11 protein-coding genes and 1 tRNA gene are annotated in these 16394 nt (G+C 60.5%); 10 read left to right on the top strand and 2 right to left on the bottom strand.

What is annotated here, in order from left to right; translation table 11 throughout:
* The first annotated feature begins 86 nt into the window (after positions 1-86).
* The 9 genes from BLU71_RS12160 (at position 87) to BLU71_RS12120 (ending at position 13829) form a co-directional block, all read left to right on the top strand.
* Positions 87-1424, top strand: a complete 1338-nt coding sequence (locus BLU71_RS12160) for a lysine N(6)-hydroxylase/L-ornithine N(5)-oxygenase family protein (RefSeq protein ID WP_083353178.1) — start codon at positions 87-89, stop codon at positions 1422-1424.
* 559 nt (positions 1425-1983) lie between these two features.
* A complete protein-coding gene (gene mgtA, locus BLU71_RS12155; RefSeq protein WP_083353177.1) occupies positions 1984-4683 on the top strand; it encodes a magnesium-translocating P-type ATPase in 2700 nt (899 codons plus the stop codon).
* 228 nt (positions 4684-4911) lie between these two features.
* Entirely contained in the window at positions 4912-5346 is a 435-nt protein-coding gene (locus BLU71_RS12150) for a chemotaxis protein CheY (protein ID WP_083353176.1), read from the top strand.
* Positions 5347-5474: 128 nt separating this feature from the next.
* Positions 5475-6107: a response regulator transcription factor gene (locus BLU71_RS12145; protein WP_042609408.1), complete on the top strand. Its 633-nt coding sequence runs from the start codon at positions 5475-5477 to the stop codon at positions 6105-6107.
* A gap of 9 nt (positions 6108-6116) precedes the next feature.
* Positions 6117-9323: a transporter substrate-binding domain-containing protein gene (locus BLU71_RS12140; protein WP_083353175.1), complete on the top strand. Its 3207-nt coding sequence runs from the start codon at positions 6117-6119 to the stop codon at positions 9321-9323.
* Positions 9324-9479: 156 nt separating this feature from the next.
* Positions 9480-10346 carry a pirin family protein gene (locus BLU71_RS12135; protein WP_065615002.1) on the top strand — a complete coding sequence of 289 codons (867 nt, stop codon included), beginning with the start codon at positions 9480-9482 and terminating at the stop codon, positions 10344-10346.
* A 227-nt stretch (positions 10347-10573) separates the two neighbouring features.
* Positions 10574-12016 carry a mechanosensitive ion channel family protein gene (locus BLU71_RS12130; RefSeq protein ID WP_083353174.1) on the top strand — a complete coding sequence of 481 codons (1443 nt, stop codon included), beginning with the start codon at positions 10574-10576 and terminating at the stop codon, positions 12014-12016.
* Between the two features lie 83 nt (positions 12017-12099).
* The gene (xth, locus tag BLU71_RS12125; protein ID WP_083353173.1) at positions 12100-12894 is read left to right on the top strand and encodes an exodeoxyribonuclease III; all 795 of its coding nucleotides are present in this window, start codon (positions 12100-12102) and stop codon (positions 12892-12894) included.
* A 101-nt stretch (positions 12895-12995) separates the two neighbouring features.
* Complete coding sequence (locus BLU71_RS12120) at positions 12996-13829, top strand: arylamine N-acetyltransferase family protein (protein WP_083353172.1); 834 nt, start codon at positions 12996-12998, stop codon at positions 13827-13829.
* Here the strand turns inward: BLU71_RS12120 and BLU71_RS12115 are convergent.
* Positions 13826-14161, bottom strand: a complete 336-nt coding sequence (locus BLU71_RS12115) for a BrnA antitoxin family protein (RefSeq protein WP_042609414.1) — start codon at positions 14159-14161, stop codon at positions 13826-13828. The genes BLU71_RS12120 and BLU71_RS12115 overlap by 4 nt on opposite strands.
* 301 nt (positions 14162-14462) lie before the next feature.
* Here BLU71_RS12115 and BLU71_RS12110 point away from each other — a divergent pair, with 301 nt between their 5' ends.
* Positions 14463-15986, top strand: a complete 1524-nt coding sequence (locus BLU71_RS12110) for a nucleobase:cation symporter-2 family protein (protein WP_083353171.1) — start codon at positions 14463-14465, stop codon at positions 15984-15986.
* A gap of 199 nt (positions 15987-16185) precedes the next feature.
* Here BLU71_RS12110 and BLU71_RS12105 read toward each other — a convergent pair.
* Positions 16186-16261, bottom strand: a tRNA-Asn gene (locus tag BLU71_RS12105).
* Between the last annotated feature and the right edge of the window lie 133 nt (positions 16262-16394).

Below are 16394 nucleotides of genomic sequence, written 5' to 3'. Positions count from 1 at the left end.
AGACGACCTGCTGACCTGATTCAGGCCGGTCAGGCCACCCAGGCTTTTTTCCCCGCGTTGAGGGGTTCATCCAGAGGACACTGGAAATGACACAGGCAAATGCATCGCCCATCGTTCACGACCTGATCGGCGTCGGTTTCGGCCCTTCGAACCTGGCACTGGCCATCGCCTTGCAGGAACGCGGTACGACCCAGGGCGAACTGGATGTGCTGTTCCTCGACAAGCAGGCCAATTACAGCTGGCACGGCAATACATTGTCGACGCAGAGCGAATTGCAGATTTCCTTCCTCAAGGACCTGGTGACCCTGCGCAATCCCACCAGCCCGTATTCCTTCGTCAATTACCTCAAGCACCACGGACGGCTGGTCGATTTCATCAACCTCGGCACCTTCTATCCATGCCGCATGGAGTACAACGACTACCTGCGCTGGGTCGCCGGGCAGTTCACCGAGCAGAGCCGTTACGGTGAAGAAGTGCAGTTCATCGAACCGGTCCTGCATAACCAGCAGGTGGAAGCCTTGCGCGTGATTTCCCGCGGTAGCGACGGCCAGCAGTTCGTGCGCACCACGCGTTCGGTGGTGGTGAGCGCCGGCGGCACACCGCGTATTCCGGAGGCATTCAAGGCGCTCAAGGGCGATCACCGGGTGTTCCACCATTCGCAATACCTGTCGCAAATGGCCCGCCAGCCCTGTGTGAGCAATCAACCGATGAGCATCGCGATCATCGGTGGCGGGCAGAGCGCGGCGGAAGCCTTCATTGACCTCAATGATTCGTTCCCTTCGGTGCAGGTCGACATGATCCTGCGCGGCTCGGCCTTGAAGCCTGCGGACGACAGCCCGTTCGTCAACGAAGTGTTTTCGCCGGAGTTCACCGACCTGGTGTTCCAGCAGAACAGCGTCGAGCGCGAACGGCTGGTCAACGAGTACCACAACACCAACTATTCGGTGGTCGACATCGACCTGATCGAACGCATCTACGGCATCTTCTACCGGCAGAAGGTTTCCGGGATTGCCCGCCATGCCTTCCGCACCCTGACCACCGTCGAAAGCGCCACTGCCACGGCAAACGGCATCGAGCTGGCGGTGCGCAACAACGCCACAGGCGAGCTCACGGTGCGCATTTATGACGCCGTGGTGCTCGCCACCGGTTACGAGCGGCAGATGCACCGCAAATTGCTCGCGCCGCTGGAGGAGTACCTCGGCGAATTCGAAGTCGATCGCAATTACAAACTGATCACCGACGAGCGCTGCAAGGCTGGCATTTATATGCAGGGCTTCTGCCAGGCCAGCCATGGCCTGAGCGATACGCTGCTGTCGGTGCTGCCGATTCGCGCCGACGAAATCGCCGGCTCGCTGTATGAGCATGGCAAACAGCGCGGGCATAGTCGCTCGGTGGCGGAGTTGCTGTTGGCGACTGCCAGCTGAGTTCTGCGTCGCCTGTCACACCGCTATCGCGAGCAGGCTCACTCCTACAAGGATCTGTGTACGCAGGACAAATGTAGGAGTGAGCCTGCTCGCGAAGGGGCCTTTGCCAGCACCGCAAAGCTGAATCCTGAACCCTTCCTGAACACCCGCCACATTCCCCGCCAACACCTCTTCCAGCCATTTCGCTGCGGGCGTAAGCTGCGCGCGTTTTCATCAATTGCGGAGACCCACAGTGGGTACTTGTTCGAGTGACAGTTGTCGGCCGGTCTCGATCACCGGCAGATTCTCGGCAAGATAACGCGCAGTCCTTCCCTGCCGTTGTCTCGCCGTAACAGCGAGCAGCGGCATCCCGTGCATGGCCAGTCCTGGGCCATGTCTCGACGTCCCTCTCATCGACACTGAACCAAGCGTGCTGACGACCTCAGTCGTCATCGCCGCCTATCGACGCGCCTGTCATTGCCGACCGGCGCGCCACGCCTTGCCGTGCCGGTTTTTCCCGGTGTCGGGGCGTGGCGGTACCTGCTCGACGGTTTCCCGGCTGACCACAGGGGACACAGCCATGAAACTGAAGCTCAAGGAATTTTTCGCAGGCTTTCTGCGCAGCCGCCATATCGGCCGACACTTTCGTCGTCTGGCGCTGCTGGACTCGATCAACGACACCACGGTCAGCCGTGAAGTGCCGCCGACGCTCGCCAGTAAGCTGGTTGCCGCCGCCCATGAGGACAGCGTTGCGTTGCTGTCGTCACTGGGCACCCACGGCGAGGGCCTCACCGATGTCGAGGCCGAGGCACTGCGCGCGCGACATGGCCTCAACGAGGTCGAACACGAGCAACCGCTGCCGTGGTGGACCCATCTGTGGCACTGCTACAAAAACCCGTTCAACCTGCTGCTGACCTTGCTCGCGGTGATCTCCTGGCTGACCGAAGACCTCAAGGCTGCCGTGGTGATTTTCTCCATGGTGGTGCTGTCGACGCTGCTGCGCTTCTGGCAGGAGAGCAAATCCAATCAGGCCGCCGATGCGCTCAAAGCCATGGTCAGCAACACCGCCACGGTGCTGCGCCGGGATGGCCCACGCCGGGAAGTGCCGATCAGGCAACTGGCGCCCGGCGATCTCATCGTACTGTCGGCCGGTGACATGATTCCCGCCGATTGCCGCGTGCTCAGCGCCAAGGACCTGTTCGTCAGTCAGGCTGCGATGACCGGCGAATCGATGCCGGTGGAGAAATTCATTCATCAGGGGAATCGCGACACGCGCAATCCACTGGAGCTGGACAACCTTCTGTTCATGGGCACCAACGTCGTCTCCGGCAGTGCTGTTGCGCTGATTCTCACCACCGGCAACAGCACCTATTTCGGCGCGCTGGCACAACGGGTCGGCGCGACGGACCGGGCGGTGACCTCGTTCCAGCAGGGCGTCAACAAGGTCAGCTGGCTGCTGATCCGCTTCATGTTCGTCATGGCGCCGCTGGTGCTGTTCATCAACGGTTTCACCAAGGGCGACTGGACCGAAGCGCTGCTGTTCGCGCTGTCGATTGCCGTCGGCCTGACCCCGGAAATGCTGCCGATGATCGTCACCTCGACCCTGGCCAAAGGCGCCGTGTTTCTGTCGCGCAAAAAGGTCATCGTCAAACGCCTTGATGCGATCCAGAACTTCGGCGCCATGGACGTGCTGTGTACCGACAAGACCGGCACGCTGACTCAGGACAAGATCTTTCTCGCGCGCAACGTCGACGTCTGGGGCGAAGACAGCGACGAAGTGCTGGAACTGGCCTACCTCAACAGCTACTACCAGACCGGCCTGAAAAACCTGCTGGATGTGGCGGTGCTGGAACACGTGGAAATCCACCGTGAACTGGAAGTCGGCACGGCGTTTCGCAAGGTCGACGAGATCCCGTTCGATTTCAATCGCCGGCGTATGTCGGTCGTCGTGGAGGGCCGCGATCAGCCACATCAGCTGATCTGCAAAGGCGCGGTCGAGGAAGTGCTGGCGGTGTGCAGCCGCGTGCGTCATGGCGAAGTCGATGAAGCCTTGAGCGATGAATTGCTGACCCGGATTCGTCAGGTCACCGCAGCATTCAACGCTGAAGGCTTGCGCGTGGTGGCCGTGGCCGCCCGCTCGATGTCCGAAGGTCGCGACACTTACAGCCTGGCTGATGAAAATGAACTGACCCTGATCGGTTACGTGGCGTTCCTCGATCCACCGAAGGACAGCACCGCACCGGCGCTCAAGGCCTTGGCCGAGCATGGCGTAGCGGTGAAGGTGCTGACCGGCGACAACGAACTGGTCACGGCGAAGATCTGCCGCGAGGTCGGCCTCGCCCAACAGGGGTTGCTGCTGGGCAACGACCTCGAGCGCATGAGCGATGCCGAACTGGCCGTGGCGGTCGAGAGCACCAACGTCTTCGCCAGACTGACGCCGTCGCACAAGGAGCGCATCGTCCGTGTGCTCAAGGGCAATGGCCATGTGGTCGGGTTCATGGGCGATGGCATCAACGACGCGCCGGCGCTGCGCACCGCCGATATCGGCATTTCCGTCGACAGCGCGGTGGACATCGCCAAGGAAGCGGCGGACATCATTCTGTTGGAAAAAAGCCTGATGGTGCTGGAGGAGGGCGTGCTTGAAGGGCGGCGCACCTTCGCCAACATGCTCAAGTACATCAAGATGACCGCCAGTTCCAACTTCGGCAATGTGTTCTCGGTGCTGGTCGCCAGTGCGTTCATCCCGTTCCTGCCGATGCTGCCGATGCACCTGCTGGTACAGAATCTGCTTTACGACATTTCGCAGATCGCCATTCCGTTCGACAACGTCGATGAGGAGATGCTGAAACAACCGCAACGCTGGCAACCGGGGGATGTCGGGCGCTTCATGCTGTTCTTCGGCCCGATCAGTTCGATTTTCGACATCACCACGTTCGCCTTGATGTGGTACGTGTTCGATGCCAACACCGCGGATCACCAGACGCTGTTCCAGTCCGGCTGGTTCGTGGTCGGGTTGCTGACCCAGACGCTGATCGTGCACATGATCCGCACGCCGAAGATTGCGTTCCTGCAAAGCCGTGCTGCCATGCCGTTGATGGTCATGACCGCGATCATCATGGCGGTGGGAGTTTTCCTGCCGATGGGACCGCTGGCGCACTACTTCAAATTGCAGGCGCTGCCGCCGCTGTATTTCCTGTTTCTGCCGCTGATCCTGCTGGCGTACATGGCGCTGACCCAGGCGGTGAAAGGCTTCTACATCCGTCGGTTCGGCTGGCAGTAATGCTGCCCCCTGTAGGAGTGAGCCTGCTCGCGATAGCGGTATTGCAGTGACATTGAAGTTGACTGACACACCGCCATCGCGAGCAGGCTCACTCCTACAGGAGTACCGGTGCGTCCGTCAGTGCGGGGATGCCCGGATGAATGGCCGGATTTTTAGGAAAAGTCCTACAGAGCTAGCCTCGGCGCTTGCGTAGTCTTGCCCTCCCCAAACCTCACCGGGAGAATGACCATGAGCAACAAAGCGTTGCGCATCCTGATCGCCGACCCGCAGCATTTTCATCGAATGAAAATCGAGCGCCTGTTCAATGAGCTCGGCTACTACCGCGTGGCCCCGGTGCAGAATCTCGGCGAATTGTTGACCCTGGTCGACTACGGCTGCGAGCCGTTCGATGTACTGGTGATCAATGCAGAACTGGCGGCAGGCTCCCTGGACCTGCTGGGCTTTCTGCTCGATAACCCACAGGTTCGCCACGCTCTGATCTACAACGAACAGTCAGCACCGTTGCAGGCACTGGCAGGCTTCGCTCAGGAAAACGTGCAGATCAGCCCGGCGCCACTGCCCAATTCACAGCTCGTCGGGCAGGTGATGGCAAGGGTCGAAGCCGCCGGCGAACGCCGGCAAGCATCTGACTCACACTGGTTGTTGCGCCATGCCAATGCATAAAAATCCAGACTGCACAACTGTCAGACCTGACAGGTGATTCCCTTGTCCATCCATGTAACAGTGCCGGCGCAGCCACCGACTCCGAAACGGGCTGGTGCGGTGTCTTTTACGATTGTGCAGGAGTGCCAATGAAGTCAGCGCTGATCGTTGATGATCACCCCGTAGTGCGCGCGGCTATCCGAATCGTCCTGCAGGCTCAAGGTTTCACCCAGATTCATGAAGCGTCCAACGGCAATGAAGTCGTGCCGTTGATCCGCGAGCATGATCCGCAACTGGTGGTGCTTGATCTGGGGCTGGGCTCCATGGACGGGCTGGAAGTGCTGACGCGCATCCAGATCAAGGCGCCGACGGCGCGCTGCCGGGTCCTGGTGTTCAGCATGCATGAGCCCACGCATTATCAAGAGCGCTGTTTGCGTGCCGGCGCGATGGGCTACGTGACCAAGAGCAATCAGTTGACCCTGCTGCACGAAGCCATCAAGGCACTGATGTCCGGCCACACCTATTTCTCCGCGTTGCCTAATACCAGCGGTCTGTACAACGCTGTTCAACGCACTGAAAAGGAGATGATCGATCAACTGTCCGATCGAGAGTTATGTATTTTCGTGCAATTGGCGCTGGGCAAGCCGAACAAGGCCATTGCCCAGGAAATGCACTTGAGCCACAAGACCGTCAGCACCTATAAAACCCGCATGATGGCGAAACTCTGTCTGGGGTCACTGGTGCTCCTGCGCGAATTTGCCAAGCGCAATCACTTGATCTGAGTGTCCGACATGACGCAGGGACTGCGGATTCTATGGCTGTGGCTGGGACTTGTAACATCGGTCTGCGCCGGTGCACCGCCGCAGATACTGGAGGTGCTCGCCCGCCCCGAACCGGGCAACGTCCAGGTTCGCCTCGACGAGCGGGAACGCCAGTGGCTGCGTGAGCATCCGCTGTTGCGCATGGGCATTTCGGGGCGGGACTATCCGCCGTTCGAGATCACCCGCAATCGGCACGAGCTTGAAGGGCTCACCGCCGATTACGCCGATCTCGTGGCGCAACTGCTCGGCGTCGAACTCCAGGTGCAGCGCTTCTCCGATCGTCCTGCGGTCATGGCCGCACTCAAGCGCGGCGAGATCGATCTGCTGGGCACATCGAACAGTTTTGAAGTGGCTGACCCGGCTTTTATCCTTTCGCGCCCCTACGCTGAAGATCAGCCGATGCTGGTCACCCGCCACGACGAAAAACTGCCTGCCGATCTGGCGGCCAAACGCATCGCCCTGGTCGAAGATTACCTGCCACTGGCCGCTGTTCAGGCGTTCTACCCCGACGCGCAGGTGCAACTTTATGCCTCGGCAATGGATGCACTCGGCGCGGTCGCTTTCGGTGCCGACGATGCCTATCTGGGCGACTTCATCAGTGCCAACTACCTGATCAACAACAATTACCGCAACGACCTGCAATTGGCCGGGCCGTCGGGGCTTGACGCCAACCCCTTCGCTTTTGCGTTGTTGCGCAGCGACGTGGTGCTCAAGCGCCTCGTCGACAAGGCATTGCAGGCCGTGCCCATGGAGCGCCGGCATCTGATCGAACAGCGCTGGAGTGTCGGCCTCGCCGAAATGGCCGAACAGTCCCGGGTGCAGCTCAGCGCCGCCGAGCGGCAGTGGCTGGAACAGCATCCGACGGTGCGGGTGGGCGCTGTCGAGGACTTTGCGCCCCTGGCGTTTTTCGGTGCCGACGGGCGTTTCAGCGGATTGTCGGCGCAGTTATTGAGCCTGATTGCGCAGCGCAGCGGGCTGAATTTCGAGATCGTGCGCGGCGCTTCACTGAACGATCAGTTCGAACAACTCCAGGCCGGTGAGCTCGATGTATTGCCAGTGGTGACGCCCAGCACCGAGCGTGAAGCGCAGCTGCAATTCACCCGCGCCTATCTGAACAATCCGTTCGTGCTGGTCAGCGCTGTGCATGGGCCGCATCCACTGCCGCTGGAGGCGCTGGCGGGCAAACGCCTGGCCATCTATCGCGGCCACCCATTGCGCGATTACCTGCTGCAACGCGTGCCCGGTCTGCGTCTGGTCGAGGTCAAGAGCCCCGCCGAAGGCATGGCGCTGATTGCCAGAGGACAGGTCGATGTGACGGTGAGCTCATTACTGGTGGCGCGTTTTCTGATCGCCCGGCAGTACCGCGACCGCCTGCGGATCACCGGAACCGTTGGCGACCAGCCGGCGCGCATCGCTTTGGCCACGGCGCCGCAATCGGCGTTGCTGCATTCGATTCTGAACAAGGCGTTGCTGAGCATCGCGCCGCAGCAGATGGATGAACTGGTCGAGCGCTGGAGCCACGATGTGGTGGTCGAGGACAGCTACTGGCTGCGCCACCGTCAGGAGATTCTGCTGGGTTTCGCCGGCGCAGCGGCCTTGCTCCTGCTGGCAATGCTCTGGATCGGCTGGCAGCGTCGGCAGATTCACCAGCGTCAACAGTGGTTGCTGCAGCTGCAACAGGCCAAGGATGTCGCAGACGAGGCCAATCGGGCCAAGAGCACCTTTCTGGCGACCATGAGCCATGAGATCCGCACACCAATGAACGCGTTGATCGGCATGCTCGAACTGGCCCTCAAGCGTGCGGAGGAGGGCGTTACTGACCGCTTGGCGATTCAAGTTGCCTCGAATGCCGGCCAGCAACTGTTGGCGTTGATCGGCGATATTCTCGACATCGCCCGCATCGAGTCGGGGCATTTGTCCCTCGCCCCCGAGCGGGGCAATCTGCGCGAGACCGTTTCATCGGTGTGCCGGGTGTTCGAGGGGCTGGCGCGGCAGAAGCGTCTGTTGTGGCGCATCGAACTCGATCCGCGCGCCGACACGGACGTGCTCATCGATCCGACACGTTTCAAGCAGGTGCTGTCGAATCTGCTGAGCAATGCGATCAAGTTCACCGAGGCCGGCGAGGTCAGCCTTCAACTGCAGATCGGTGCGATATTGGACGAGCAGGTGAATGTGCGAGTGCTTATCGAAGACAGCGGCATCGGTATCAGTGCCGCCGATCAAAAGCGCCTGTTCAATCCCTTCGTTCAAGCAGGCAATAGTCCACAAGCGGCGCGCAGCGGGTCCGGTCTGGGGCTGGTGATCAGTCGCAACCTTTGCGAAATGATGGGCGGCACGTTGCGTCTGGACAGCGATCCCGGGCAAGGCACACGCGTGGAAATCAACCTGCAGTTGCCACTGCTGACCGCGATGGCGACCACCGCGGCAACCCCCGACGCGGCGGCCGCCACCTGTGTATTGAACGTGCTGGTGGTGGACGATCACCCGGTCAACCGCTTGCTGATGTGCTGGCAACTGAGCGAACTCGGGCATCGCACGGTAGACGTCGGCGATGGTGAACAGGGGCTGGATCGCTGGCGAACCCAGGCCTTCGATGTGCTAATCACCGACTGCAACATGCCGCGACGCAATGGCTATGAACTGGCGCAGGCGATTCGCGACGAAGAAGCCGCCACCGGACGCAGGCGCTGCCTGATTCTCGGTTTTACCGCCAACGCGCAGATCGAAGAGCGCCTGCGGTGTCTGGATGCCGGCATGGACGGCTGCCTGTTCAAACCGATTCGCTTGCATGATCTGGCGCAAGCCCTGAGCGGCGCCCACTCTTGCGAGCCGCACAAAGATCACCCGCCCGCCGCCGAGCCTGTCGAGATTGATCTGAGTGCCCTGGAACAGATGGCCGGTGCCGACCACTCGTTGATCGAACGCTTGCGCAAGGAAGTCGGTAACAGCCTGCGCGATGATCTCCAGGCTCTGGATCAATTGCAGGCGAGCGACCGCGAAGACTTGCGCGAGTTGGCCCATCGCATCAGGGGCGGGGCGCAGATGGTCGGGGCTGCGCGGGTTGTTGCGGCGTGTGTCGAGCTGGAAACGGCTTGCCGAGACAGGGATAACGGGGTCATCGACCGCACCATCGACAGGTTGCGCGAAGCCATGCACAGCCTCGCGCGCTGCCTCTGAGCCCCATGCTGTCTCGTGTGGGAGCAAGCCTGCTCGCGAAAGGCGCCACCGGGTCACTGTTCTGCACATGGAACACTCAGGCCGATTTGCACCCTCTAGTCGAATATTCGATATGCCTTTAGGCTGAATCCAATGCAATGACACATTGGAGACCCCATGAAAAACATCATCGGCATCTACACCAGCCCGCGCGGCCATTGGGTCGGCGATGGTTTCCCGGTGCGCACGCTGTTTTCCTACGACAACCTGGGTAAGCACATCAGCCCGTTTCTGTTGCTCGATCACGCCGGACCCGCCGAATTCACCCCGACCACAGAACAGCGTGGCGTCGGCCAGCACCCGCACCGTGGTTTCGAAACCGTGACCATCGTTTATGACGGTGAAGTGCAGCACCGCGACTCCACTGGCAGTGGCGGCACCATCGGCCCGGGTGACGTACAGTGGATGACCGCAGCGTCCGGCATCCTCCATGAAGAGTTTCATTCGGAGAACTTCGCCAGAACCGGCGGCAAGCTGGAAATGGTCCAGCTGTGGGTCAACCTGCCGGCCAAGGACAAAATGGCCGCGCCGGGTTACCAGACCATTCTCGACCGGGATATTCCGAACATCGCGCTCAAGGACGACGCCGGCAGCCTGCGTCTGATCGCCGGTGAATTCGCCGGGCACACCGGCCCGTCGCGGACGTTCACGCCCATCGACGTCTGGGATCTGCGCCTCAATGCTGGCAAGTTGCTGACGCTTGATTTGCACGAAGGACGCAACACCGCGCTGGTGGTGTTGAAGGGCTCGGTGCAAGTCAACGGCGCGGAATCGGTGGCAGTGGGGCAGTTGGCGCTGTTCGAACGCGACGGTGATCGACTGACCCTGCAAGCCAGCGAAGACGCTGTGGTATTGCTGCTCAGCGGCGAGCCGATCGACGAACCGATCGTCGGCCATGGCCCGTTCGTGATGAACACCGAGCAGGAAATCCACCAGGCCTTTGCCGACTTCCAGTCCGGGCGCTTTGGCCAGATGCACGCCTGACGCTGAGCTTTACTGGCAACTGAAACGCCCTTGTGGGAGCGAGCCTGCTCGCGAATGCTCTGACTCAGTCTAAGAGGTAGTGACTGACAGGACGCCTTCGCGAGCAGGCTCGCTCCCACAGGTTTTTCAGCGTTTTCGAGACGCTGGTCATTCGCCGAAATCAATTGCTCCTACACTGAGCCAATCTGTGCGATCTTCTCGCGATTGGCCTTTGTCGGAGTTGTTTGATGCTGTCTCTGCTGACCGAACATCCGTTGTTTTGCGCATTGATCCTGATCCTGCTCGATCTGGGCTTGTGGCGGCTGATCAGCTCTCGCGGCAGCGAATGGAAACTGCTGGTGCGGGTGCTGATTTTCGCCCTGTTCAGCATTGTTCTGTTCAACGAAGGGCTCAACCCGATGGAGCCGGCGCCGTGGGCCGACAATGTGCCGTTGCATCTGGCGGCGACCGGGTTGCAGATCGGTTGGTGGCTGTTCGGTGCGCGCACCCTGACGGTATTGATCGGTGCGGTGATGATGCAACGGGTCGGCCACACCGGCCGATTGTTGCAGGACTTGCTCGGCGCGGTGATTTTCCTCATCGCGATCATTGCGGCGCTGGCTTACGTGCTCGATCTGCCGGTCAAAGGCGTGCTGGCGACGTCCGGGGCGTTGGCGATCATCGTCGGTCTGGCCTTGCAGAGCACCTTGAGCGACGTGTTCTCCGGGATTGTCCTCAACACCACCAAGCCCTATCAACTCGATGACTGGATCTCGATCGACGGCACCGAGGGCCGCGTCACCGACATCGACTGGCGCGCAACACGTTTACAGACCAGCCAGGGCAGCATGGCAGTGATTCCCAACTCGCTGGCGGCCAAAGCCAAGATCATCAACTTCAGTCGCCCAAGCAACATGTTCGGTGTTTCGGTCAGCGTGCCCGTCAGCCCCCATGCCCGGCCCAGCTCGGTGATCGAGGCGCTGGAGCGGGCGATGCAGGGCTGCCGGCAGTTGCTCGACACACCCGCGCCCAGCGTGGCGCTGAAAAGCTCTGCCAGCGGCGGCGCCGAATATGAGATCAGTGGGTTTGTCGCTTCGATGGGCGAGAAGCGCGTGGTGCGCAATCAGCTGTTCGATCTCGCTTACCGACACTTGCAGGCGTCCGGGGTCAATCTGCTGTCGAGCAACGAAACCAGCGCCGCGCCGCAACTGTCGCGGCCACGGGCGTTGCTGGAAAGCTCGCCAATCTTCTCGACCCTGCGCGAGGAAGAGAAAGACACCTTCAGCCAGAACATGACCCTGCAAACCTTCCGCGCCGGCGAAACGATTCTGGCGGGCGGGGAGGTCAGCGATCATTTGTTCATCATTGAATCCGGCGTGGTTTCCGTGACGCTCAAGCGCCACGGCGCGCCACTGGAGTCCGGGCGCATGGGGCCGGGTGAGGTGATCGGCGAGGCCGGGATCCTCTCGGACACCGCGCTGCCGGCGGATTTTTCCGCGAAGACTTTCTGCGCCCTGTATCGCATCGAGAAGTCCTACCTGAAACCCTGCCTGGACGCGCGCCACGACATCCACGATGCGATGCAGGCATTGCTCGATTTCCGCCTGCACAAGGCGCAATCGCTGACCGAGGAAGCGCCCGTAGTCGCGCCAAAAAGAGGCTTTCTGCAGTGGTTGCGTAATCGCGTCTGAGCTATCTCGGCGTCATTCGATGCAACCTGAGCGGCGCTCGCGGGGTCACAATTTTCAATCCCACCGGGCAGGAGTTGCGGACGATGAAAAACCTGCGAATCGCCACCTTCAACGTCAACGGCATGCGTGCGCGGCTGCCGAATCTGCTGGAATGGCTCGAGCGCGAGCAGCCGGACATCGCCTGTCTGCAAGAACTGAAATCGGTGGACAGCGCGTTTCCCGCCGCAGAACTGGAAGCGGCCGGTTACGGTGCGATCTGGCAGGGCCAGGCATCATGGAATGGCGTGGCGATTCTGGCGCGGGATGCGCAGCCGCTGGAAAGTCGGCGTGGTTTGCCCGGCGATCCCGATGACACCCACAGCCGCTATATCGAAGCAGCGGTGCATGGTGTGTTGGTCGGTTGCCTGTATCTGCCCAATGGCAACCCGCAGCCGGGGCCGAAATTCGATTACAAACTGGCCTGGTTCGAACGCCTGATCAGTTACGCCAAAGACTTGCAGAGCAGCGATCATCCGGTGGTGCTGGCCGGTGACTTCAATGTCGTGCCCACCGACATGGACATCTACAACACCCGCTCGTGGCTCAAGGATGCCTTGTTGCAACCGGAAAGCCGCGAGTGCTACCAGCGGCTGCTGGATCAGGGATGGACCGATTCCCTGCGCCACGTGTATCCCGAAGAACGCATCTACACCTTCTGGGATTACTTCCGCAATCATTGGCAAACCAACTCCGGCCTGCGCATCGATCACTTGCTGCTCAACCCGGCATTGGCTCCGTATCTGCATGACGCCGGCGTCGACGCCTGGGTGCGCAATGAGCCGCACGCCAGTGACCATGCACCGACCTGGATTCGTATTGGCTCGCGGAAAAAGCGCTGAGCGGGCGATTGGCGAAATCAATTGTCGCAAGCCGTGCTTGATCCCGTATACAGGGCAACATTCACGCAGTGTTCTGCGGCCCCATGCATAAGGACTGAGCAATGAGTGCGCCACGGCTGACCGATACCAATCTGTACTTGCAACGCCTGGGATTCGACACAGCGCCGCCGCCGACGCTGGACACGTTGCGTCAATTGCAGCTGCGCCATACCGCTGAGTTTGTTTTCGAAAATCTGGCAACCATCAGCGGAGTGCCGGTGTTGATCGACCTGGTCTCTATCGAAGACAAGGTGCTACGGCGAGGACGGGGCGGCTACTGTTATGAGCTCAACCATTTGTTCTATGCGCTGCTGCTTGAACTGGGTTTTGAAGCGCGCGGCATCAGCGGTCGCGTGGTGATGAATCAACCGGAAGGCAGTTGGACGCCGCGCACGCATCGCTTGAGCCTGGTCACCATCGACGACACTCGCTATATCGCCGACGTCGGCTTCGGCGGCATGGTGCCAACGGCACCGCTGCTGCTCGACAGCGAAGATGAGCAATCCACTGCGCACGAACCCTACCGCATCGACAAGCAGACCGATGGCTACTTGCTGCGCGCCAAGGTGGCGGGAGAATGGCGGGCGATGTACCTGTTTGATCTGCAACGCCAGGAAGACATCGATTACACCGTCGGCAACTGGTACGTCTCGACCCATCCAGAATCACCTTTCGCCCAGCGCCTGATGGTCGCGCGTACCGGCGATGGCTGGCGCAAGACCCTGAACAACGGCAGTTTTGCCATTCACCCGATGGGGGCAGAAAGCCAGCGGCGCGAAGTGGCGGACGTCGACGAGTTGATGGGGGTGTTGCGGCATGAGTTTGATCTTCAGTTGCCTGAATCACCCGGCGTGCGACAAGCGCTGGCTCGGGTAATCGCGCCAGTACCGGTCTAGGGCTTCACGTCAGGCTCCAGCACGCGACGGATTTCGCCGATGGCTGCCGAGAGCTTTCGCTCGAGACTCTTGAGATCGGTAGCGGTGATGCCTTTCTTGAATTGCCCCGTTAAACCTGAATCGTCAGCGCGCTCCGGCTGGCGTGCGCCATCAAGCAGAGCATGGCGAAGGGTATTGTTGATCACAGTCTGGTAGCCAAAGCCTTCGGTTTCTGCGGCGGTGCGCGCCGCTTCGATCACCGCGTCATCAAGCATGATGGTGATGCGCGTCTTGCCCTTGCTCGGCGCTACTGCGCCGCGTTTGCCTGCAGAAAAGTCATATTCGTCTTTCATCGGTCAAGCCTCCTTAACTCCCGTCGTTAATAAATCCCACTGATTTCACTATGCATACATTATATGCATAAAAAAGAGCGCGACTTTACCGTCGGTCGCCGTGAACACTTCAGCCTGGTGGGCACTGGCGCGAACGCAGCGTGGATGAGTTGCCGGGTTTGTGGGCGCGAAAGCCGCGGGCCAGAAGCTTGGGTGGCTACCTAACCATTATGTGACCAATAAGTTGTATACAACTCTATGGACATTTGTCCTGATGATTGAATACAGTGTGCGCATAACAAAAACCAGGGAACCCCCCACCATGAAAACGCCCCATGTTTCACACCAACGGCCCGAGGACGAAAACCTCGGGGTCGGCGCGAATATGGCTTACGGCCTGCAACATGTTCTGACCATGTACGGCGGTATCGTTGCGGTGCCACTGATCATTGGCCAGGCGGCCGGTCTGTCGCCGGCGGACATTGGTCTGTTGATTGCTGCTTCATTGTTTGCGGGGGGGCTGGCGACATTGCTGCAAACCCTGGGTCTGCCGTTTTTTGGCTGTCAGCTGCCGCTGGTTCAGGGCGTGTCGTTCTCCGGCGTGGCGACCATGGTCGCGATTGTCAGCAGCGGCGGGGAGGGCGGTTTCCAATCGGTGCTGGGCGCGGTGATTGCCGCCTCGTTGATCGGCTTGCTGATCACGCCCGTGTTCTCGCGTATCACCAAGTTCTTCCCGCCGCTGGTCACCGGCATCGTGATCACCACCATCGGCCTGACGCTGATGCCCGTTGCCGCACGCTGGGCAATGGGCGGCAACAGCCACGCGCCGGATTTCGGCAGCATGCAGAACATCGGCCTGGCGGCGGTGACGCTGGTGCTGGTGTTGCTGCTGAGCAAAGTCGGCAGCTCGACCATCTCGCGGTTGTCGATCCTCCTGGCCATGGTCATCGGCACGGTGCTGGCGGTGTTCCTCGGCATGGCGGATTTCTCCAGTGTCACCACCGGCCCGATGTTCGGCTTCCCGACGCCGTTCCACTTCGGCATGCCAACCTTCCATTTCGCCGCGATTCTGTCGATGTGCATTGTGGTCATGGTGACCCTGGTGGAGACCTCGGCGGACATCCTCGCCGTGGGTGAAATCATCGGCACCAAGGTCGACTCGAAACGCTTGGGCAACGGCCTGCGTGCCGACATGCTGTCGAGCATGTTTGCGCCGATCTTCGGTTCGTTCACGCAAAGTGCTTTCGCGCAGAACGTCGGGCTGGTGGCGGTGACCGGGATCAAGAGCCGTTTCGTGGTCGCCACCGGCGGCGTGTTCCTGGTGGTCCTCGGCCTGCTGCCGTTCATGGGCCGGGTGATTGCCGCTGTGCCGACGTCGGTACTCGGCGGCGCGGGAATCGTGCTGTTCGGCACCGTGGCCGCGAGCGGCATCCGCACGTTGTCGAAGGTGGATTACCGCAACAACGTAAACCTGATCATCGTTGCCACCTCGATCGGTTTCGGCATGATCCCGATCGCCGCGCCGAACTTCTACGATCATTTCCCGAGCTGGTTCGCGACGATTTTCCATTCGGGCATCAGCTCGTCGGCAATCATGGCGATCCTGCTCAACCTGGCGTTCAACCACTTTACGGCTGGCAACTCGGATCAGCAGTCGGTGTTTGCCGCAGCGGAAGAGCGCACCCTGCGTTATCGCGATCTGGCCGCGCTGCGCGAAGGCGACTACTTCAGCGACGGCAAGCTGCATGATTGCGATGGCAAGGAGATACCGGTGATCGAGCCGGATGACCACGACCATGGGCATGGCGCGCCGAAGGTGCAGGTGAAAAGCAGCGAACATGTCTGACTGCTGCTGAATATAGAAGGGCCGATCTGGTTGTACAGATCGGCCTTTTCGTTTGCAGATTAAAAGATCGCGGCCTTCGGCAGCTCCTACATCGGGATCAGCGTTTCTTTGCAGGAGCCGCCGAAGGCTGCGATCTTTTGATCTTTTCAGGCGCCCACAAAAAAGCCCCTGAACCTTGCGATTCAGGGGCTTTGCTATTTGGCTCCACAACCTGGACTCGAACCAGGGACCCAGTGATTAACAGTCACTTGCTCTACCAACTGAGCTATTGCGGAATTGGTGCGTATGTTACTGATTCAAAAAGAGAAGTCAAGCGTCGCCTGGCGTTTTTTGCGTTTCGCCTGGACAGACGGTGTTTTGTCAGCGATTGGCGGTTACCAGAATGGCCTCAGAGGTCTACCATGGCAG

Source organism: Pseudomonas moraviensis, from assembly GCF_900105805.1.
Classification (GTDB): domain Bacteria; phylum Pseudomonadota; class Gammaproteobacteria; order Pseudomonadales; family Pseudomonadaceae; genus Aquipseudomonas; species Aquipseudomonas moraviensis_A.
The sequence above is the reverse complement of the archived record's forward strand: the minus strand, read 5'-3'. Positions and strand labels throughout refer to the sequence as shown.